Raw genomic sequence first — 18,592 nt, 5'->3', positions numbered from 1 at the left:
CTAATTGAAGGCATAAATTAAATTTATGGTTAATCCACTCTGGCTCCATACCCTGGTGGTGGTGCATGAAACTGGCAGTTTTACCCGCGCCGCCGAGCGGCTGGATCTCACCCAGGCCGCCGTCAGTCAGCATATCTCGCGTCTCGAGGCCGAATTTGGCACCCTGCTACTGCGCAAGCCCCGTCAGCTGGAGCTCACTCCGCGCGGGCTGGTGCTGCTCGACTTCGCCCGCCAGCAGGCGCAGGCCGCCGAACAGCTGCGAGCGCGCCTCTCGGACGATGACCCTCACCACGGCGCCATCACCCTCACCACCCCCGGCAGCATCGGCCTGCTGCTCTATCCCCTGCTGCTCGACCAGCAACAGGAGCACCCCGGACTCACCATCCAGCACCGCTTTGCCCCCACCCCCGACATAGTGCAGGCAGTACTGGCGGGGCGCAGCGATCTGGGACTGGTGGATCAACCGCCGGAGCACCCCAGCATCGCCGCCGAGCCCTTCGCCCGCGAACCCCTCTGTCTGGTGGTACCCAACGACGGCGAGGAGCAGAGCTGGCAGCACCTCTGTCAGCTCGGCTTTATCGACCACCCGGATGGCCGCAGCATGGCACAACGCCTGTTGGGACGACGCTACCCCGGCCAGCGCGTTGACGAGATCCCACTGCGCGGCTTTACCAACCAGATCGGCCTGATCCTGGAGCCGGTCGCCCGCGGCCTCGGTTTTACCGTGCTACCCCGCTTCGCCGTCACCGCCTTTGCCCAACAGGAGAAGATCCGGGTGATCCAGAGCAGCATTGAAGTGATCGACACCCTCTTGCTGATCTACCGCGCCGAGTGGCCGCTCCCCGCCCGCCACCAGCGGCTGGTCACCGTCCTGAAACAGCGGGTTGCTGCACATTGAACGCTCTTGCGGCAGACATCGAGATCAATGTGGCCACAGTCACCGAGAGCTAGCGGCAAGAAGGAGAAGAGAAAGGAGAGAGGGATAAATTGGCGAACGCCGGAAATGCGAAAGTCCAGCTCAATGAGCTGGCCTTTCTGAAAATGGCAGGGGCGGCAGGACTCGAACCCGCAACCATCGGTTTTGGAGACCGCTGTTCTACCAATTGGAACTACGCCCCTGCAACAAACGAGGCGTAGTATACAAAGTGGAGATCAAAGGTAAAGGCTTTTTTTACGCTTTCGATGCGATTGCACAAATCCCGAACAAGTCGCGGTTGTTTGTGCAGCAAAGCGGGATAACTTGCTGTATTTGCAGCCCTGCCGGGGTAGGAATGGGACATAAATGGGGGTAGGGTGAAATCAGGTACCGGGAGGCCACTTATGCTCAATTACCGACTGCTCCAACAACTGGCGCCCCTCAACTTCAGGGATGAACGCAAAACAGAGTCCCTGCCCGCCTATCTTGAACGGGTCGCACCACTGGTGCCCTTTATTCCTGAAAATGTGCTTTCCCAGTGGATTTACCGCCATTGGCGCGGTTTTGAGTCCAACTGGAGCTTTATCGATCTCGCCAACCATCAGTTCACCTGTGAAAGCTGGCCCACCGCGCAACTGGTGGATCAGGTGGACTCCCGCCATATGGAGGTGATCGAGCGCTGGGGCGAGATGCTGCGCAGCAACCGGTATGTCCGCCGCTCCTGGCTCGGCGAGAAGATGCTGAGCGACGGCACCTGGCCCGAACCTGTCATCGTACTGGCGCCGGAGGAGGGAGCCAGCTACCCGAACGGCCATCCCCTGCCCCGCCCCTACTGCCTGCTGGAAGGACACCACAGACTCGGTTATTTGCGCGCCATGGTCCGCGATGGGGAATCGCTGCAAGAGACGCACAAGGTGTGGATTTGTCGTCATGTTTCCGCCACTTAAACGTTTTTCATGCTGAAATTGGCATCGGAAATAAAATTTTGACAATTAAAAAAGCGGCCCTATAATCTGTCCGGTTTTGAAAAAGGTCGGGACGAAACGATGCAGTTTTTGATTCAGAAAACAGCCTTGCAGACGGGTGGTGCGCACCAGAGCGGCCCCGTTGTTTCCGGTTCCCACCCCAACGATCCCCAGTTATTTTTAAAAAAAGCCCCTGTTTCAGGGGCTTTTTTTTGTGCCCGAAAAACCTCCAATGATGTCAAAGGGAATGCAGACGATGACCAATCCACTCTATAAGAAACATGTCATCTCCATTTCGGACCTGACCCGGTCAGAAATGGAACTGGTAGTCTCAACCGCACAACGGTTGAAGGCTGAACCTGACACCAGCCTGTTGAAAGACAAGCTGGTTGCCAGCTGCTTCTTCGAAGCCTCCACCCGCACCCGCCTCTCGTTCGAGACCGCGGTACAGCGCCTTGGCGGCAACATCATCGGCTTCGCCGACGGGGGCAACACCAGCGCCAAGAAGGGTGAGACGCTGGCTGACTCCATCAAGATCATCGGTTCCTACTCGGATGCGGTGGTGATGCGCCACCCGAAAGAGGGCGCGGCCCGTCTGGCCTCCGAGTTCTCCCGCGTGCCGGTCATCAACGGCGGCGACGGCTCCAACCAGCATCCGAGCCAGACCCTGCTCGACCTGTTCACCATCCATGAGACCCAGGGTCGTCTGGACAACCTCAACGTCGCCTTCGTCGGTGACCTGAAATATGGCCGCACCGTGCACTCGCTGGCCCAGGCCCTCAGCCTGTTCAGCTGCCGCTTCTTCTTCATCTCCCCGGAAGCGCTGGCAATGCCGGACTACATCTGCGAAGAGCTGGAAGAGAAGGGTATCCAGTTCAGCGTCCACCAGACCATGGAAGAGGTGATGCCGGAGCTGGACATTCTCTACATGACCCGCGTCCAGAAAGAGCGCTTCGACGAGACTGAATACAAGCACATGGCTGCCAAGTTCATTCTGGAGCTGGCGACTCTGGAAGGGGCCAAGCCCACCATGAAGATCCTGCATCCCCTGCCCCGCGTCGACGAGATCGATGTAGCGGTCGACAAGACTCCCCACGCTTGCTACTTCCAGCAGGCGGAGAACGGGGTCTATGCACGCCAGGCGCTGCTGGCACTGGTACTGAACGAAACTGTCTGAGCTTAGGGGAATATAATGTCTGACAAGAACCAACTGCAAGTCGAAGCCATCCGTCACGGCTCCGTCATCGATCACATCCCCGCTGGCCAGGGCATCAAGATCCTCAAGCTGTTCCAGCTGGTCGAAACCCAAGAGCGGATCACCGTCGGCTTCAACCTGAAATCCGGCGCGCTGGGCAAGAAGGATCTCATCAAGATTGAGAACACCCGCCTGACCGAGCAACAAGCCAACCAGCTGGCACTGTTCGCCCCGAAAGCGACCGTCAACATCATCGAAGACTTCAATGTGGTGAAGAAGCACCAGCTGGAGCTGCCGGAGTTCATCGCCGGGGTGTTCCACTGCCCCAACTCCAACTGCATCTCCCACAACGAGCCGGTGGACAGCTACTTCCGGGTGCGCGAAGTGAAAGGCGTGGTACGGATGAAGTGCAAATATTGCGAGAAGTCCTTCACTCAGGACATCGTCAGCGAGCGTTACTGATATCTGATTGGGCCCCGCGGGGCCCATTTTTGAACCCTGTCACATCACCGAATTTCCAGTCAGCTATAATTTGCCATCGCAAGATGGTAATGCCCGCTCATTCCCTGCATATAGATGGATTATCAGTGTTTTTGCCTGATAACTGACTGCTATGGCAGATATCGCGCGTTTACCTCCGGTCATCATCAAAGGAATTCGCCGTGGTCAAAACCCTCAGTCGTCCCGTTGCCCAAGAGCCCGATCTGGCCCAGCTGGATGCCTGTCGCCAGATCATCGGTCAGCACTGCTACAGCACCCAGGAAGAGATCCGTCGCGAGCTGTCGGAGCGCGGCTTTGCCGACATCAGCCAGTCCACCATCTCCCGCCTGCTGCGCCGTCTCGGCGTGGCCAAGGCGCAGAATGCCAACGGCAAGAAGGTCTACACCCTGGTCGATGAGCAGCTGGAACCCGCTGGAAGCACCCGCTCGATCCACGACATGGTGCGCGAAGTGGTACACAACCAGCAGATGGTGCTGATCCACACCACTCCGGGGGCCGCCACCGTGGTGGCTCGCCTGCTGGATCGCAACGCCAATCCCGAGATCATGGGCGCCGTCGCAGGCAATGACGTGGTGCTGGTCGCGCCGCGCCATATCAGCCGTACCCGTCAGGCCCATGCCGCCGTGGTGCGCACACTGGCGCAGGCCCGCTAACCCCTTCCATCGAATGCATCGAGGCGACCTGCGGGTCGCCTTTTTGTTGCCTGCTACTTTGTGCCCATCACTTCTTGCGCCCATAAAAAACGGGAGCCCACAGGCTCCCGTTTCATCTTGCTTGTTATCCCTCAGGAAAGCACGGCCCCCAGGCTCAGGCAGACCACGATCAGCACGGTCAGGATACCGAGCAGCGGAGCCACCCACTTCAGCCAGCGCACATAAGGCACCTTGGCGATGGCCAGACCGCCCATGACCACGGCGGAGGTCGGGGTCACCAGGTTCACCAGACCGGAGGCAGACTGGTAAGCAGTCACCACCAGATCGCGGCCCACGTTGGCGAAGTCGGCCAGCGGCGCCATGATCGGCATGGTCAGTACGGCCAGACCGGAGGAGGACGGCACCAAGAAGGAAAGCACCACTTCCAGCACGAACATCACGTTGATAAAGACGATGGTGGAGAGGCCGGTCACGATCCCTTCTGCACTGTGCAAAATGGTGTGAGTGATCATGCCGTTATCCATTACCACCACGATACCGCGGGCGATACCGATGATCAGCGCCACACCCAGCAGGTCGCGAGCACCGTCGATAAAGTTGGAGGTCAACTCCTCCTCGCTCATGCGGGAGATGAGACCAACAATGATGGCGGCAGCCAGGAACACGCCGGAGATCTGCGCCATCCACCAGCCCAGCACGGCCACACCGTAGATCATCACGGCGAAGGCGGCGACGAAGATACCCAGTACGATTTTACGGGTCAGGGTGAACTCCAGCATCTGGTCGCTCTTGTTGCCAAGGAAGTGGGCACGGTTCTCTTCCCACTTGTCAGCCACCAGAGATTTGCTCGGATCGCTGCGCACCATCTTGGCGTAACGCATGACGTAGGCGACGCAGAGCAGCCAACCAGCGACCAGCATGGCGACGCGCAGCCAGATACCGTCGGTGAAGGAGATACCGGCCGCGTTGGCGGCAATCACGGTGGCAAACGGGTTGATGGTGGAACCGAGAGTACCGATACCGGCACCCAGCAATACGGTTGCCGCGGCGACCACAGGGTCGAAGCGGGCGGCCATCATCACCGGCACCAGCAGGGTGTAGAAAGGCAGCGACTCTTCGGCCATCCCGTAGATGGTGCCCCCTGCGGCGAACAGCGCCATCAGGATCGGGATCATCCACTCTTCCCGGCCGCGCAGGCGGTCGGTCACACGTTCAATACCGGCATCGATGGCACCTGTCTTGGTCACAATGCCAAGAAAACCACCGATGATCAGGATAAAGAGGGAGACGTCGATGGCGCCTGCCTCATAGGTGTCGTGGTTGTAGAGGCCATCGATAGGTGCCAGCAGCACGTCGACGATCCCCTGGGGATTCCCCTCCACCAGTTTGTAGGTACCCGCCACCGGCACTTCTTTGCCGAGGGCTTCGTTCATGGTCATCTCATATTTGCCGGCCGGCACTATCCAGCTCAGGGCGGCCACCAGGGCGATCAGCACAAACAGTATCGTGTAGGCTGACGGGAACTTGAATTTGGTCATGGTCCAGCTTCCTTCTGTGGGTGTGGTATCCATGCAGGCTGCGGGTTGTAGGGTTAGAGGTATTATGCCGCTGTCACATGGTCGAAAAGCCGGGGGTCGCCCCCCGGCACCACTACTGCGACCTTAGTCGCCCAGCGTAGCAACCATCACTGCCTTGATGGTGTGCATCCGGTTTTCGGCCTCGTCGAACACGATGCTGTGCTCGGATTCGAACACGTCCTCGGTCACTTCCAGGCCTTTCATGCCATATTTGTCAGCCACTTCCTTGCCCATGGTGGTCTCGTCGTTGTGGAACGCCGGCAGGCAGTGCATGAACTTCACATCCGGGTTCTTGGTGGCATTGATGACATCCATGTTGACCTGATACGGAGTCATCAGTTTGACGCGCTGATCCCAGGCTTCTTTCGCTTCACCCATGGATACCCAGACGTCGGTGTAGAGGAAGTCCGCACCCAGCACGCCCTCTTTCACATCTTCGGTCAGGGTGATGCGTGCGCCGGTCTCTTCGGCGATCAGGCGGCACTTGGCAACCAGCTCCTCTTCCGGCCAGAAGGCTTTCGGTGCGACCAGACGGATGTCCATGCCCATTTTGGCGGCGCCGACCATCAGGGAGTTACCCATGTTGTTGCGGGCATCACCCAGGTAGGCAAACTTGATTTGATCCAGACGCTTGCCCTTGCCGTGCTCCAGCATGGTCATGAAGTCAGCCAGGATCTGGGTCGGGTGAAATTCGTTTGTCAGGCCGTTCCAGACCGGAACACCGGCGTAGGCGCCCAACTCTTCCACGATCTCCTGACCGTAGCCGCGGTATTCGATACCGTCATACATGCGACCCAGTACACGAGCGGTGTCCTTCATGGACTCCTTGTGACCGATTTGGGAACCGCTTGGGCCAAGGTAGGAGACTTGCGCGCCCTGGTCGAAGGCCGCCACTTCAAATGCACAACGGGTACGGGTGGAGGTCTTCTCGAAAATCAGGGCGATGTTTTTACCGACCAGATGCTTGCGCTCGTAGCCACCGTATTTGGCTTTTTTCAGGTCGATGGCCAGGTCGATCATGTATTGGATTTCGCGCGGGGTGAAGTCCAGCAGTTTCAGGAAGTTACGGTTACGCAGATTAAAAGCCATGATGAGTTCTCTCTATATATGTTTCAGACCAGTTCGGGCAGTAGTGTTGACTACGCATTCTCAGTACAGATATCGGTAATTACGCATGTACGGTGCGGGTGGCGACGATATTGGTGCCGGCTTCACCCTTGAGGATGGCAAGACCATCTTCCAGCGAGCCGATGCCAACCATGCCACCGGTCGCTTTGACAAATTCACAGGAGGCTTCGACTTTCGGTCCCATGGAACCTGCGTCGAACTTGACCCCGGCCAGCTCGTCCGGGCTGGTGACTCGCAGCGGACGCTGGGTCGGCTTGCCCCAATCCAGATAGACGGCATCGGCATCGGTCAGGATCAGCAGGGCGTCGGCCTTGATCTGCTTGGCCAGATAGGCGGCAGACATGTCCTTGTCGATGACGGCTTCGATACCGGTCAGGCTCTGGCCATCCCAGGTCACAGGGATACCGCCACCACCGGTACAGATGATGAGGTGGCCCTGGGCAATCAGGGTTTCGATGGCGTCGCCTTCCACGATGCGCTGGGGCAGCGGGGATGGCACTACACGGCGGAAGAACTTGCCGTCAGCCTTGACCACCCAGTGCTTCTCTTCTGCCAGGGTGCGGGCTTCAGCCTCTTCGTAGACGGGGCCGATAAATTTGGTCGGGTTGGCGAATGCCGGATCCTTGGGATCGACCTGCACCTGAGTCAGCAGCGCGGTGACGTTGCGGCTCGGCATCAGGTTCTTCAGTTCCTGGATCAGCATGTAGCCGATCATGCCCTGGGACTCGGCACCCAGCACATCCAGCGGATAGGGGGATACCTTGGTGTAGGCGCTATTCTGCAGGGCCAGCAGGCCGACTTGCGGGCCGTTGCCATGCACCAGCACCACGTTGTACTCCTGAGCGATCAGGGCGATGGTCTTGGCGGCGGTGGCGATGTTCTTGCGCTGGATATCCGCTTCCAGTGGCTCACCACGACGGAGCAGTGCATTGCCACCCAGAGCGACGACGACAGTTGGTTTTTTCATAGTGGTTAATCTCGAGTTTGGTTCTGTGTGGCGCCAGCTTCTGCCGGCGCCACGCCGTCTCATCAGATGCTGTCGCGTTCCATCGGGCAGCTCATGCAGCGGGCGCCGCCGCGGCCACGGCCCAGTTCATCACCCGGGATGGAGAGAACTGTGATACCGGCTTTGTCATACTTCTCGTTGGTGTAGGTATTGCGCTCGTAACCCACCACCACGCCTGGACGTACGGTCAGCACGTTGTTGGCGTCGTTCCACTGCTCGCGTTCTGCTTCGAAGCTGTCACCGCCAGTGGTGATGATCTTCAGCTGATCCACGCCCAGTGCTTTCTCGATAGCGGTGACGAAGTAACCCTCTTCCTTGATGTTCATGCCGGTGGCGCCGCCCGGAGTCAGGCTCCAGCACTGCACATCCTTGCGGATCACTTCCGGATAGACGGAGAAGGTGTCGATATCCATGTGGGTCATCACGGTATCCAGGTGCATGCAGCTGCGGTGTTTCGGCAGCTCCATGGCGATGACCTGTTTAGCCTGACCGTGTTTGAACAGGCTGCGAGCCAGGTGCTCGACACCTTGCGGGGTGGTGCGCTCGGACATGCCGATCAGCACGGCGCCGCGGCCGATCACCAGTACGTCGCCACCCTCGATGGTGGAGTTGTCGTAGTCACGCTCCTCGTCACCGAAGTACTTGATGAAGTCCTGACCGGCAAACATCGGGTGCCAGCGGTAGATGGCCTTCACATGGTTGGTCTCGCGGCGACGAGCCGGCTTGGCCATCGGGTTGATGGAGACGCCACCGTAAACCCAGCAGGAGGTGTCGCGGGTAAAGAGGTGGTTGGGCAGCGGCTCGATGATGAAATCGGTCGGAGCGTGCATGCCCACTACCATGTTGACGCCGCTGTAGGGCATCTCGGAGTAAGTGAGGCCGCCGGAGAGAATGCGGGCCAGTTCGCGGTGCGGCATGTCAGCCAGGAAGCAGCGCACGTCGTTGGCAAAAGAAGAGCCGAGGCGATAGTCGGAGACCTGATGTTGCAGCAGCCAGGTTTTGGCTTCCGGCACATCAAGTGTTTCGGCCAGCAGATTGGTCAGCAGGAAAACTTCGACATTCTGATCGCGCAGTACCTGAGCGAATTTGTCGTGCTCCTGACCGGCGCGTTCAACTGACAGTACGTCATCGAACAGCAGATCCTGGCAGTTGGAAGGAGTCAGACGCTTCAGACTGAGGTTGGGGCGGTGCAACATGACACGGCGCAATTGGCCAACTTCAGAACCTACATAAAATTTGCTCATGATTATATTCCGTCTAGCAGTGGTCCCTGCGAGTGATTGAATAGATTCCTTCTATTCATGCTCGTGGCTAAGGCGGGATATTCTTTATGTAGGGTAATCGGCTTATGTTCTATCCTGCCCTTGCCTTTCGAGACCGAGGTTAGCCCTGCGAATCACGACAAACTTAGACATTGATCACATTCACTCAGAACTGAATATATTCACCATCCAATCTATGACCCCGGTAGCAAATTGCGCATTTTCCACACAAATCGCACCGAATAACCATGCAAAATCACCCTGCTATATTTCAAATTGATTCATTTTTTATTCATGCCAGTTCACTGGGGTGATTAAATGCAAATAACAAAAACCGTTAAAAATCATTACCGTAAATAACTTTACAAATAGAATTTGAATATTACTCCCTAGGTATTGAATACATCGCCGTGACGGGAGGAACGCGGGAGAAATAAATACTCACATCTACCACATTCACTGCATAAATCTTTTCTTGTTCCAGATCATGGCATTGATGCCAACCCCATCAGGCTCGGCCTTATAAGTCATCACCTCTTTGTGCAGTTCAACTTAATATGCACAAAGTCCGCATCAAGGTGGGCAGCCATCCTCGTCGGTCATCACAACGCCTTTTGATACTTTTTTCATTAATTGAATTTATTCGTCTCACCTTGCGCTGGCGCCAACCTCGACTTAACTCAGAAAGTGATCCAGATCACACAGGAATGGCACTACCAAGGAGTTGTTATGAAGATGAAACCCATGCTGTTGCTCGCGACTTTGCTGCTCTCTGCGCTCCCCACCCTCAGTCAGGCTGAAGGAGCCCCTGCCATGCCCATGGTGGTATGCCATGTCGACAAGGCCCCTCAAATGCTGGTGCCTGACTATGTCTGCCGCTGGCAGGGAGGCAGCGTTCATTACTAGTCGAAACAACGAGAGGAGCATCACTCCTCTCGCCTTGTGATGAGACAGGCCCCTCCTATACTGAAATCAGCGGTTTTCTCATGGATAGGGGAACGTCATGATCTTGTTGGTCGGTGGAGAGAAGGGGGGGAGTGGCAAGAGCTGCCTGGCACAAAATCTGGCGGTCTACCTCAGATCCCAATTTCAGGGGGAGGTGTTACTGGTCGACTGCGACCCGCAGCGCACCACCTCTGACTGGATTCAGGAGCGCAATGACAACCCGGAGCTGCCACAAATCAACTGCGTACAGCTCTATGGCAATATTCGCAACGACCTGCTCAGCCTGAAAAACCGCTACGACTACGTCATCGTCGATTGCGGCGGGCAAGACAACCGGGCACTGCGCTCCACCATGGCTGTCGCCACCCATGCCCTGATCCCCTTGCGCCCGAAACGTCGCGACCTCAAGACCCTGCCCCACATGGAAGATCTCATCACCACCTGCAAGATGGTTAATCCGACGCTCAATGCAGCCGTAGTGCTGACCCAGTGCCCCGCCCTGCCCAATCAGGTAAAACGCATCCTGGAAGCGAAAGAGGTTTGCTCCTCGTTCGGTGTCGACGTCCTGAACGCCATCACCTACGGCCGCAATGTCTATGACGACAGCGAAGAGAAGGGACTGTCGGTGATGGAGATCGAGCCGGATGGCAAATCCGCCGAAGAGATCCGGGCCATCGCCAAAGAGTTCCTGCAAGTGGGGGTGTGAGATGGGTCTGGCCGATCTGAAGAAAAAGCACCAGCTGCATCACCAGAAGAAGTTCACCGTCGACGAATTTATCGAAGATGCGGAGTTCTACGCCAAGGGCAAACCCAAGGTGGTCAGCCTTGAACTGGGCCTGCATCGTGACGAGGCGTTGTCGGCGCTGGCCTTTATCGAGAGTGGTGAGCACCTGAAGCCCAGCTACAAAAAAGCCACCTTCTCCATGAGCACGGTGGCCATCGACGAGCTGGGTAATCTGACCCAGCAAGACGGCATGAACAAGTCCCTGTTGCTGCGCCTCTTTACCCACTACTTCTCTTCGCTGACTCCTGAAGAGCGCCAGACCATCTATGAGCGGCTCAACCAGCGCTCATAATTTCTCCATTCAACCGCTCTTTGTCTGCCTCACCAACTCACCCCGAATGAGCATCATCAGACAACAAAATCTGTTTCTGAAGCAACCAAAACGCACTGTAAGAGATCTGCTATTCCATATGTAAGCCAAAAGCCGAAAAGATCCCCGAGATAATCGGAAGATAAGATCTTAAAACATGAAGACGAGAAACTTAACTAGCTGTTTAAAAATGAATAAATCGAAACCCACCACTTTCGAAACAGCTAATGACAAAAACGTTTTCCAATCTGGCGTTGTAGCCGGTTAGAAAATCCTTATAGTTACTCATGCACGGACGCAATGAAGTCGGTCAGGAAGACTGGCTGCCAGGGTTGGGCAAATGGACTCACCACAGGATGTGGTAAAGGACACCTCCCAGGACGGAGAAAGTGCGACGGGACAGGATGACTCGTCAGGCCAAGATGGCTAAAGGACACCCCAAAGGATTGGGAAGGGGAAACCTAAAGGAAGAGGTAAACAGTCAGGGATTGCAGGGAGCAACCTCGTTCAAGGATATGAGCGATACGACTACCGGGGGCGACGCAAGTCGCCCCCATCTTTTTATCTGCATTTCACCGTCCCCTTGCTTGGCTCTCAATTGCTTGCCTCAGCGCAGAGACTTCTTACCAGAACCTTCCCGACCCGCTGCTTAAGCAAAAATACATATGAAAGGGGCGCCATGATGGCGCCCCTTTCTGTTTTCTGATCGGCAAACAAGCTTATATCACGCGAGAAAACTGCTGCTGGCGCGCCTTGTTGCGCAAGTACACGTCGAAACACATGCAGATATTGCGGATCAGCAGCTGCCCCGTGGAGGAGACCTCCAGACCATCCTCCGTCATACGCACCAATCCATCGTTGATGAAGGTCTGCAGCAGCTTGAGATCGTCGGCAAAATACTCTCTGAAATTGAGACCGTGTGCCTGCTCGACAGACGCAAAGTTCAGACGGAAATCACAGATAAGCCGCTTGATCACCTCACGTCGGATCAGGTCATCCTGATTGAGCGAGCAGCCTTTCCACTGGGCATGACCCAGCTCTGCAACCTGTGCGTAATAGGTCTTGAGCTCTTTCTGGTTCTGGGAGTAAGCATCACCGATCATGCTGATGGAGGAGACCCCCAGCCCCAGCAGATCGCAATCACCTTGAGTGGTATAGCCCTGGAAGTTGCGGTGCAGCTTGCCCTCGCGCTGCGCGACCGCCAGCTCGTCATCGGGTTTGGCAAAATGATCCATGCCGATAAACTGGTAACCCTGACCGGTGAGGAAGGCGATGGTGTCCTGCAGCATGGCCAGTTTCTCCTGCGGCGCAGGCATATCCACCTCTTTCAACTTGCGCTGGGCGGCAAAGCGACTCGGCAGATGGGCATAGTTGAAGATGGAGAGGCACGCCGGATCCGTCTTGAGCACCTCTTCCAGCGTATGGTGGAAACTGGCACGATCCTGATACGGCAGGCCATAGATAAGGTCGAGGTTGGTCGAGCGGAAGCCAAGTTCACGGGCCCGTTCCAGCATGGCTTTAATAAAGTCGTTGTCCTGCTCGCGGTTGACCGCAACCTGCACATCCTTGTTGAAGTCCTGCACCCCAAGGCTGATGCGGTTGAAGCCGACGTCTCGCAGCACATCCAGCATGGTAATGGCAATCTCGCGCGGATCGACCTCGATGCTGAACTCCCCCTCTTCGGCGAAATGGAAGTGCTCACGCAGCATGGCCATCAGACGGCGCGTTTGCGCTTCATCCAGATAGGTGGGTGTACCGCCCCCCCAGTGCAGCTGGGTAACCAGACGATGCTTGAAGAGCGGGGCTTGTGCCTTGATCTCCTGCTCCAGGTAGTCGAGATACTCGTCAGCCTTGTGCTGATGACGGGTAATGACCTTGTTGCAGCCGCAGTAGTAGCAGAGCTTGTGACAGAAAGGGATGTGCACGTAGAGCGACAGATTGCGCTCGGGATACTGGCCGGCAGCGCGGACAAAATCCGGATAGCCGAAGCTCTCGTTGAACTCCAGCGCAGTGGGATAAGAGGTGTATCGCGGGCCACTGTAGTTATATTTTTCGATCAGGGCCTGATCCCACACAATCTGTTCTGCTTGCACGCTCGCTTCCTCTCTTGTTGTTATTGTTGGCTCACCGACCTAACTGAAAATTCTTCAGCTGGGCCACATCCTTGAGGATCTGAGCCTCCAGCTCGGCCTCGTAGCCGCTGCGTTCGAGATCCATCTTCATCACTTCATTGCGCTTGAGGGCGCGTCTGGCCTCATGAGTCGGCATATCTTTCACCTTCTCATACAGCCCGTACAGACCCGGGAACTCGGCAACGAATGCTCGCCCCCCCTTGATCTGCAACGCATCCAGCAGATTGGTCAGCCGAATGGCGCCTTCGGAGTAATCGCACTGCCCCTCCTGCACCGCATGAGCAATGACCCGCACGCTCTCCAGAATTCGTTCATTGCGAGCTGTAATAGCCTGCAACTGCATCGCTTGCTGTCGTCTCAGTCTGGCCAGCAGCATGCCTGCATAGATGGCCAACCCTGACAAAATCAGGCCGCCCAACAGGGCGGCCAGCATCCATCCACTCATCACTTTTTCTTCGGCTCAGGCTTGGGTTCCGGCTTGAAATCGACCTGGTTGAAACGGTCCCACAACTCCTCTTCGGAGGCCGGTTTCTGCTCGTCGAACTCGGCGTCATCGCCATCATCAAACGGCAGCTCATCATCTTCATCATCGTCGTTGTCGATGATGCCCAGCTCATCCATCAGCTCCTGATAACGGTCGACACGCTGATCAACCCAGGCCTGCTCGGCCGCTTCCAGGGTTTCACCGGCATCAAGACGATCCAGCAGATCATTCAAGCGGTCATCGTTTTCGATGGAAGCCAGCTCCTGCTCGGGCGTCATAACCAGCTTCTTCTCTTTCACCGCCTTGGGGGCTGTCGGCTTCTTCTGTTTGTCATCCACCACCAGAACTACCGGCTTGCGGGAACCGATACGCGGATCTTTGGACTGGCTGTTGCCAGACTTGTTCTTCGGCTGTTCAACTTGCTGACGAGAACCCGCCTTCAGGCCCTTTCGCTTGGCAGCCCGTTTACGCTCACGGCCTTCCTGAGCACTGACATCAGATTCTTTGCGCTTGCCAGTAGGCTTGCGAGTGGGTTGTTTGGCAGACATGAATGGCAACTCCGAAAATAACTGGTTTGACCCGTACCCGGGATGATTTCACCCGGTGGGATACGATGCGAGGAACAGTAAGGCTGGAACAAAAGCAGGATTCCGCACCAATCCGGCCCAATCAGGCCACTGAACACCGCAGGATCGGTATCCTCTGGGCATGTTGCTGGTATTTTGACACAGAATGGCTAATCGGGTTAATGACCCAAAAGAAAAAAGGCAGCCGAAGCTGCCTTGATATGTTCATGCGTGCGCCATCCTGAATGGCAAAACAATCTGTTTCGTCCTCTCCGTGACAACTTGTCGCCGCATCATATCGTTGTGTGGTCATCCTGACCTTATATTGGTCGTTCCTGAATGTGCGTGTGCCTGTTTGACCCGTCTCGACCGCATCCTGCCATCGTGCCGGGGAGTCTGCATCCCGCAACCCCATCCCGCTCCGGAGATGGTCACCATCCTGATCCTTCAATCCTTTGCCAGCTCATCCGAGCCCATGGCATCCCGCCACGCCAGCCATCCTCTGCTCACAACACCCTGTCGTGAAACCGCCACCCAATCCGTGGGTGAATCCATTAAGCCTACTGTACCAACTCTATAAAGCGGCTCAATCCACTCAAAACATTCTCAACATGTCGAAAAATATCAATACTTATATAATCTGTTGATAAATAATGATTATTTAATATTTTATGCAATTTTATGAGCCTTGGCCTGCCTTGAGAATGGGAGATCTCTTACAGAACGGGGGGATTAAACCGAGAATTATCTGAAAGCCATAAAAACAACGGGGAGCCCAGGCTCCCCGTTTCAACTTAAATCGACCGTATCGACTATATCAGTGCAGACCCGCCACATATTTGGAGAGGGCTTCGATATCCTGATCAGTCAGTTTCTTGGCAACGTCCCGCATCATGCCATTCGGATCGTTGTCACGCGTCCCGGCACGGAATGCGGTGAGCTGAGCCTTGATATAGGCAGGATGCTGGCCGGACAGGTTTGGATACTTCGCCTGTTCGACACCCGAGCCACGGGGACCATGGCAAGCCGTACAAGCTGCCAGACCGCGACTCATGTCACCACCCATATAGAGTGCCTTGCCCGCTTCGACCACGTCGTCAGGGACAGCGATAGGGGTAACCTTCAGGCTGGAGAAATAAGCCGCCAGGTCATCCATGTCCTGTTCCGACAAAGGTAACGCCATCGGCCCCATCACTGGCGCAACCCGGCCAATTTGACCAGAAGCGGCAGCCTTCAGTTCAACTAACTGCTTTTTGATATATGATGCGTGCTGACCAGCAATTTTGGGGTACATATCAACCAGGCTGTTTCCGTCCGGTCCATGACAAGCCGCACAAACGGCAGCCTTGGTCTGTCCCGCAGCGGCATCGCCCTTGGCTTGTGCCATCCCCGTTACGCCAACCATCAGAGCAAGAGTAATGACTAGGTTCTTCATGGCGTTCCAACTTTTCGTTATTAGGCTTCCAGATCCCATGCCGCTGAAGGCATGTTAAAATAAACGCGTTTAAGCGACGCTATTTTACACCATTTTACAAAAAAGTAACTCTATAACCCTCTATCTCCATGGGGAATTTACGTTGGATACACAAACTCTGAATTTCAATAAGGTGCATTTTGTGACCAGCGCACCCGACATCCGTCACCTGCCAAATGATGGGGGTGTCGAGATCGCGTTTGCCGGCCGTTCCAACGCCGGTAAGTCATCTGCATTGAACACCTTAACCAAACACAAGAACCTGGCGCGCACCAGTAAGACTCCCGGTCGTACCCAGCTGATCAACCTGTTTGAGCTGGAACCGGGCAAGCGTCTGGTCGACTTGCCGGGTTATGGTTATGCGCAAGTTCCGCTGGAAATGAAGCTCAAGTGGCAAAAGTCACTGGCAGAGTATCTGCAGCGCCGTGAGTCATTGAAAGGTCTGGTGATCCTGATGGACATCCGCCACCCGCTCAAAGATACCGACATGAACATGCTGGAGTGGAGCTCACACCGTCAGTTGCCCGTCATGCTGCTGCTTACCAAGGCTGACAAACTGAGCCCCGGCCCGCGCAACAACCAGGTAATCAAGGTGCGCCAGGCCGTTGCCAACCTCGGTTCCCAGATCCAGGTCGAAGCATTCTCCTCTCTCACCAATATCGGTGTGGAGAAGCTGGCGCAAACCCTGACCGAATGGTACGTCAGTGGTGACGATACCGACCTGCTGGACGCTGACGAACAGCAACCTGCCGAGGAGTAATCTACTCCTCGCTCTCCTTGCAATTGGCGGAGCACTCCTCCGCTGATTGAAAGGGTTTCAGATTGCCGCTTTCACCTGCCTCACGACCAATACCCCGCATTCGCCTCCCCTGCTATATCCAATACTGCTTAAAGTTCATATAGATAGGCAGTTAATTCACAAAAATAATTAACTTAAATAGGCGTTGACAGCGTTTTCAAATTCGTTCTTTCAAAACGAACAAGAATTATAAAAAGAGACAAAAATGAAATTTAATTACAAGTTCTAACCGAAAGGGATAAAAATGAGGCCGGACGACAGTGATGCCATCCAGCCTGAAATAATAAGTTCAAAAAATTGGGAAGAAGCTGAATCTTGAGTACCAGACGACAGGTATTCCTCAAGAAGCAGCCTCATTCTATCAAATGCATCGCCAATTTAAAGCATTTACTCTAAATGGCACACATAAAAAAACACCCCGACGAGAACCTCATCGGGGCAGCTATTCAGCCACATTCAATTACGTGAAATAAAAGGTCTGAAAGATAGAACATCTTACCTCTGTACCCTACGCAGACAACTGTACAGCAAAGCAGCAGAAAGTGAAAGTAATTTATGTAATTTATGTAATTTATGTAATTTAGTTTCATAACTTGCAGATTAAGAAAAAATCTTTTATTTTCATGCAGATAAAAAAAATCCCCAGTACGAATACCGGGGAGTTATAAAGGTGACTAGCTAGCACTTCCTCAACTATCTAGTTAGTCAGCGCCATTTCAAAGTAGTTCCGCTACAAAACAAAAAAACTTTGAAAAATCAGAGATAGATAGCACCATCTTCAGCAAACTCTTGTTCTTCAATGAGTTTTTCAGCCATGTCTTCAATATCAAAACGTACACTTTCGAAGGCTCTGATGATGTCATCCTCCCTCGTCAGCGCCAGACCTGTCATTCTCTCCAGCCGCCGCTGACTGATGTAACAATCTATCAGCGCCCCCATCTGCTGGGCAGGAAAACGCACCTGCTGTTCGTCAGCCTGCCACTCCATCAGGTCGGGAAACAGAATACCCTGGTTCATATCACCCCCAAGTTACGCTTCAACTCTCTCAATACCTGTTTAGTCCCGGGACGGATGCCGCGCCACACGGTAAAGGCTTCGGCAGCCTGCTCCACCAGCATGCCGAGTCCATCCATGGTTTGACGGGCCCCATGTCGCTTGGCCCAACTGATAAACGCCGTATCCGATGCGCCATACATCATGTCGTAGATGGCAATATCGGCGTGGATCAGGTCGGGTGCTAGCGGCGGCAGCTCCCCTTGCAGGCTGGCAGAAGTAGAGTTGATGATGAGATCGAACGGCCCTGCCAGCTGCTCATAAGTCTGGGCGGTCACAGGCCCCAGATCGTGAAACTCGGCAGCCAGCTGCTGTGCTTTTGCGTGAGTGCGGTTGGCAATCACCAGCTCGCTCGGCTGCTCGGCCAGCAGCGGTGCCAATGCACCGCGAGCCGCTCCGCCGGCGCCCAGCAGCAGGATCCGGCTATCTGCCAGCGTCACGCCATGGGACTTGAGATCGGCGACCAATCCGGCGCCATCGGTATTATCCCCCAGCAACACGCCATCATCGGTCAGTTTGATGGTGTTGACCGCGCCCGCCCGCTTGGCCCTCGGGCTCAAGCGATCGACCAGAGTGAATGCCTGCTCCTTGAAGGGAACGGTGACATTGCATCCCTTGCCCCCTTGGGCAAAGAAGACCTGCAGGGCGTTGGCAAACTCGTCGATGGCGGGTTCAGCCAGCCCATACTCCAGCTCTTGCTGGGTTTGTCTGGCAAACAGGGTGTGGATGAAGGGGGACTTGCTGTGGCGCACCGGGTGGCCAAAAACCAGATAACGATCCATCAAAGAGTTCCATCAGAGGGCAATATTCCGATTTAACGGGTTTTCGCACTCGGGAACAAG

Annotated in this window: 20 protein-coding genes and 1 tRNA gene; 10 read left to right on the top strand and 11 right to left on the bottom strand. The window is 55.4% G+C overall.

The genetic code is table 11. From position 1 onward, the window contains the following. The first annotated feature begins 25 nt into the window (after positions 1 to 25). On the top strand, positions 26 to 898 hold the full coding sequence (locus tag ACTG1K_RS04095; protein WP_440004850.1) for a LysR family transcriptional regulator: 873 nt from the start codon (positions 26 to 28) through the stop codon (positions 896 to 898). 144 nt (positions 899 to 1,042) lie between these two features. On the opposite strand, the gene ACTG1K_RS04090 is transcribed toward ACTG1K_RS04095, so the two are convergent. Beyond that, positions 1,043 to 1,119, bottom strand: a tRNA-Trp gene (locus ACTG1K_RS04090). Between the two features lie 201 nt (positions 1,120 to 1,320). Between ACTG1K_RS04090 and ACTG1K_RS04085 the strand changes: the two genes are divergently transcribed. The 5 genes from ACTG1K_RS04085 to ACTG1K_RS04065 all read left to right on the top strand — a co-directional run bounded on the left by ACTG1K_RS04085 (position 1,321) and on the right by ACTG1K_RS04065 (position 4,230). Then, positions 1,321 to 1,863, top strand: a complete 543-nt coding sequence (locus ACTG1K_RS04085) for a hypothetical protein (RefSeq protein ID WP_362785995.1) — start codon at positions 1,321 to 1,323, stop codon at positions 1,861 to 1,863. Between the two features lie 99 nt (positions 1,864 to 1,962). Then, positions 1,963 to 2,157: a hypothetical protein gene (locus tag ACTG1K_RS04080; protein WP_013724188.1), complete on the top strand. Its 195-nt coding sequence runs from the start codon at positions 1,963 to 1,965 to the stop codon at positions 2,155 to 2,157. Next, on the top strand, positions 2,138 to 3,058 hold the full coding sequence (gene pyrB / locus ACTG1K_RS04075) for an aspartate carbamoyltransferase (protein ID WP_440004849.1): 921 nt from the start codon (positions 2,138 to 2,140) through the stop codon (positions 3,056 to 3,058). Before ACTG1K_RS04080 ends, pyrB begins: the two co-directional genes overlap by 20 nt. A 15-nt stretch (positions 3,059 to 3,073) precedes the next feature. Continuing rightward, positions 3,074 to 3,538, top strand: a complete 465-nt coding sequence (gene pyrI, locus ACTG1K_RS04070; protein ID WP_005339730.1) for an aspartate carbamoyltransferase regulatory subunit — start codon at positions 3,074 to 3,076, stop codon at positions 3,536 to 3,538. Positions 3,539 to 3,738: 200 nt separating this feature from the next. Continuing rightward, entirely contained in the window at positions 3,739 to 4,230 is a 492-nt protein-coding gene (locus ACTG1K_RS04065) for an arginine repressor (RefSeq protein ID WP_005339728.1), read from the top strand. Between the two features lie 131 nt (positions 4,231 to 4,361). Here ACTG1K_RS04065 and ACTG1K_RS04060 read toward each other — a convergent pair whose 3' ends face one another. The 4 genes from ACTG1K_RS04060 to arcA form a co-directional block, all read right to left on the bottom strand. Further along, the gene (locus ACTG1K_RS04060) at positions 4,362 to 5,768 is read right to left on the bottom strand and encodes a YfcC family protein (protein WP_005339725.1); all 1,407 of its coding nucleotides are present in this window, start codon (positions 5,766 to 5,768) and stop codon (positions 4,362 to 4,364) included. 123 nt (positions 5,769 to 5,891) lie between these two features. Next, entirely contained in the window at positions 5,892 to 6,896 is a 1,005-nt protein-coding gene (gene argF, locus ACTG1K_RS04055) for an ornithine carbamoyltransferase (protein ID WP_005339721.1), read from the bottom strand. A gap of 79 nt (positions 6,897 to 6,975) precedes the next feature. Beyond that, positions 6,976 to 7,902 (bottom strand): carbamate kinase, encoded by a 927-nt coding sequence (arcC, locus tag ACTG1K_RS04050; protein WP_005339719.1) that lies wholly within the window; start codon positions 7,900 to 7,902, stop codon positions 6,976 to 6,978. A gap of 62 nt (positions 7,903 to 7,964) precedes the next feature. Further along, positions 7,965 to 9,185: an arginine deiminase gene (gene arcA, locus ACTG1K_RS04045; RefSeq protein ID WP_005339718.1), complete on the bottom strand. Its 1,221-nt coding sequence runs from the start codon at positions 9,183 to 9,185 to the stop codon at positions 7,965 to 7,967. A gap of 747 nt (positions 9,186 to 9,932) precedes the next feature. Between arcA and ACTG1K_RS04040 the strand changes: the two genes are divergently transcribed. From ACTG1K_RS04040 to ACTG1K_RS04030, 3 genes are all read left to right on the top strand, one after another. Beyond that, positions 9,933 to 10,109 carry a hypothetical protein gene (locus ACTG1K_RS04040; RefSeq protein WP_005339717.1) on the top strand — a complete coding sequence of 59 codons (177 nt, stop codon included), beginning with the start codon at positions 9,933 to 9,935 and terminating at the stop codon, positions 10,107 to 10,109. A gap of 97 nt (positions 10,110 to 10,206) precedes the next feature. After that, positions 10,207 to 10,854 carry an AAA family ATPase gene (locus tag ACTG1K_RS04035; protein ID WP_005339716.1) on the top strand — a complete coding sequence of 216 codons (648 nt, stop codon included), beginning with the start codon at positions 10,207 to 10,209 and terminating at the stop codon, positions 10,852 to 10,854. A gap of 1 nt (position 10,855) precedes the next feature. Continuing rightward, complete coding sequence (locus ACTG1K_RS04030) at positions 10,856 to 11,224, top strand: hypothetical protein (protein ID WP_005339715.1); 369 nt, start codon at positions 10,856 to 10,858, stop codon at positions 11,222 to 11,224. Between the two features lie 737 nt (positions 11,225 to 11,961). Here the strand turns inward: ACTG1K_RS04030 and hemN are convergent. The 4 genes from hemN to ACTG1K_RS04010 form a co-directional block, all read right to left on the bottom strand. Then, positions 11,962 to 13,335 carry an oxygen-independent coproporphyrinogen III oxidase gene (gene hemN / locus ACTG1K_RS04025; protein ID WP_440004848.1) on the bottom strand — a complete coding sequence of 458 codons (1,374 nt, stop codon included), beginning with the start codon at positions 13,333 to 13,335 and terminating at the stop codon, positions 11,962 to 11,964. A 31-nt stretch (positions 13,336 to 13,366) separates the two neighbouring features. Then, positions 13,367 to 13,807, bottom strand: a complete 441-nt coding sequence (locus ACTG1K_RS04020) for a DUF2489 domain-containing protein (RefSeq protein WP_193860892.1) — start codon at positions 13,805 to 13,807, stop codon at positions 13,367 to 13,369. An 11-nt stretch (positions 13,808 to 13,818) separates the two neighbouring features. Beyond that, on the bottom strand, positions 13,819 to 14,406 hold the full coding sequence (yihI, locus tag ACTG1K_RS04015) for a Der GTPase-activating protein YihI (protein ID WP_118854380.1): 588 nt from the start codon (positions 14,404 to 14,406) through the stop codon (positions 13,819 to 13,821). 835 nt (positions 14,407 to 15,241) lie between these two features. Further along, on the bottom strand, positions 15,242 to 15,859 hold the full coding sequence (locus tag ACTG1K_RS04010) for a c-type cytochrome (RefSeq protein ID WP_005339710.1): 618 nt from the start codon (positions 15,857 to 15,859) through the stop codon (positions 15,242 to 15,244). A gap of 142 nt (positions 15,860 to 16,001) precedes the next feature. Here ACTG1K_RS04010 and yihA point away from each other — a divergent pair, with 142 nt between their 5' ends. Then, positions 16,002 to 16,658: a ribosome biogenesis GTP-binding protein YihA/YsxC gene (yihA, locus tag ACTG1K_RS04005; protein ID WP_026034975.1), complete on the top strand. Its 657-nt coding sequence runs from the start codon at positions 16,002 to 16,004 to the stop codon at positions 16,656 to 16,658. Positions 16,659 to 17,453: 795 nt separating this feature from the next. On the opposite strand, the gene ACTG1K_RS04000 is transcribed toward yihA, so the two are convergent. After that, complete coding sequence (locus tag ACTG1K_RS04000) at positions 17,454 to 17,714, bottom strand: DUF1488 domain-containing protein (protein ID WP_302246803.1); 261 nt, start codon at positions 17,712 to 17,714, stop codon at positions 17,454 to 17,456. Then, on the bottom strand, positions 17,711 to 18,532 hold the full coding sequence (gene aroE / locus ACTG1K_RS03995; RefSeq protein WP_440004847.1) for a shikimate dehydrogenase: 822 nt from the start codon (positions 18,530 to 18,532) through the stop codon (positions 17,711 to 17,713). The genes ACTG1K_RS04000 and aroE overlap by 4 nt, the downstream gene beginning before the upstream one ends. Positions 18,533 to 18,592 lie beyond the last annotated feature (60 nt).

The organism is Aeromonas sp. 102P, from assembly GCF_051920345.1.
Taxonomy (GTDB): domain Bacteria; phylum Pseudomonadota; class Gammaproteobacteria; order Enterobacterales; family Aeromonadaceae; genus Aeromonas; species Aeromonas veronii.
This window is presented reverse-complemented; position numbering and strand designations above follow the sequence as displayed.

Bases quoted from the DNA above. Each gene is read 5' to 3' on its own strand.
- ACTG1K_RS04095 (WP_440004850.1), top strand. From the start codon at position 26: ATGGTTAATCCACTCTGGCTCCATACCCTGGTGGTGGTGCATGAAACT.
- ACTG1K_RS04085 (WP_362785995.1), top strand. From the start codon at position 1,321: ATGCTCAATTACCGACTGCTCCAACAACTGGCGCCCCTCAACTTCAGG.
- ACTG1K_RS04080 (WP_013724188.1), top strand. From the start codon at position 1,963: ATGCAGTTTTTGATTCAGAAAACAGCCTTGCAGACGGGTGGTGCGCAC.
- pyrB (WP_440004849.1), top strand. From the start codon at position 2,138: ATGACCAATCCACTCTATAAGAAACATGTCATCTCCATTTCGGACCTG.
- pyrI (WP_005339730.1), top strand. From the start codon at position 3,074: ATGTCTGACAAGAACCAACTGCAAGTCGAAGCCATCCGTCACGGCTCC.
- ACTG1K_RS04060 (WP_005339725.1), bottom strand. From the start codon at position 5,768: ATGACCAAATTCAAGTTCCCGTCAGCCTACACGATACTGTTTGTGCTG.
- argF (WP_005339721.1), bottom strand. From the start codon at position 6,896: ATGGCTTTTAATCTGCGTAACCGTAACTTCCTGAAACTGCTGGACTTC.
- arcC (WP_005339719.1), bottom strand. From the start codon at position 7,902: ATGAAAAAACCAACTGTCGTCGTCGCTCTGGGTGGCAATGCACTGCTC.
- arcA (WP_005339718.1), bottom strand. From the start codon at position 9,185: ATGAGCAAATTTTATGTAGGTTCTGAAGTTGGCCAATTGCGCCGTGTC.
- ACTG1K_RS04040 (WP_005339717.1), top strand. From the start codon at position 9,933: ATGAAGATGAAACCCATGCTGTTGCTCGCGACTTTGCTGCTCTCTGCG.
- ACTG1K_RS04035 (WP_005339716.1), top strand. From the start codon at position 10,207: ATGATCTTGTTGGTCGGTGGAGAGAAGGGGGGGAGTGGCAAGAGCTGC.
- ACTG1K_RS04030 (WP_005339715.1), top strand. From the start codon at position 10,856: ATGGGTCTGGCCGATCTGAAGAAAAAGCACCAGCTGCATCACCAGAAG.
- ACTG1K_RS04020 (WP_193860892.1), bottom strand. From the start codon at position 13,807: ATGCTGGCCGCCCTGTTGGGCGGCCTGATTTTGTCAGGGTTGGCCATC.
- yihI (WP_118854380.1), bottom strand. From the start codon at position 14,406: ATGTCTGCCAAACAACCCACTCGCAAGCCTACTGGCAAGCGCAAAGAA.
- ACTG1K_RS04010 (WP_005339710.1), bottom strand. From the start codon at position 15,859: ATGAAGAACCTAGTCATTACTCTTGCTCTGATGGTTGGCGTAACGGGG.
- ACTG1K_RS04000 (WP_302246803.1), bottom strand. From the start codon at position 17,714: ATGAACCAGGGTATTCTGTTTCCCGACCTGATGGAGTGGCAGGCTGAC.
- aroE (WP_440004847.1), bottom strand. From the start codon at position 18,532: ATGGATCGTTATCTGGTTTTTGGCCACCCGGTGCGCCACAGCAAGTCC.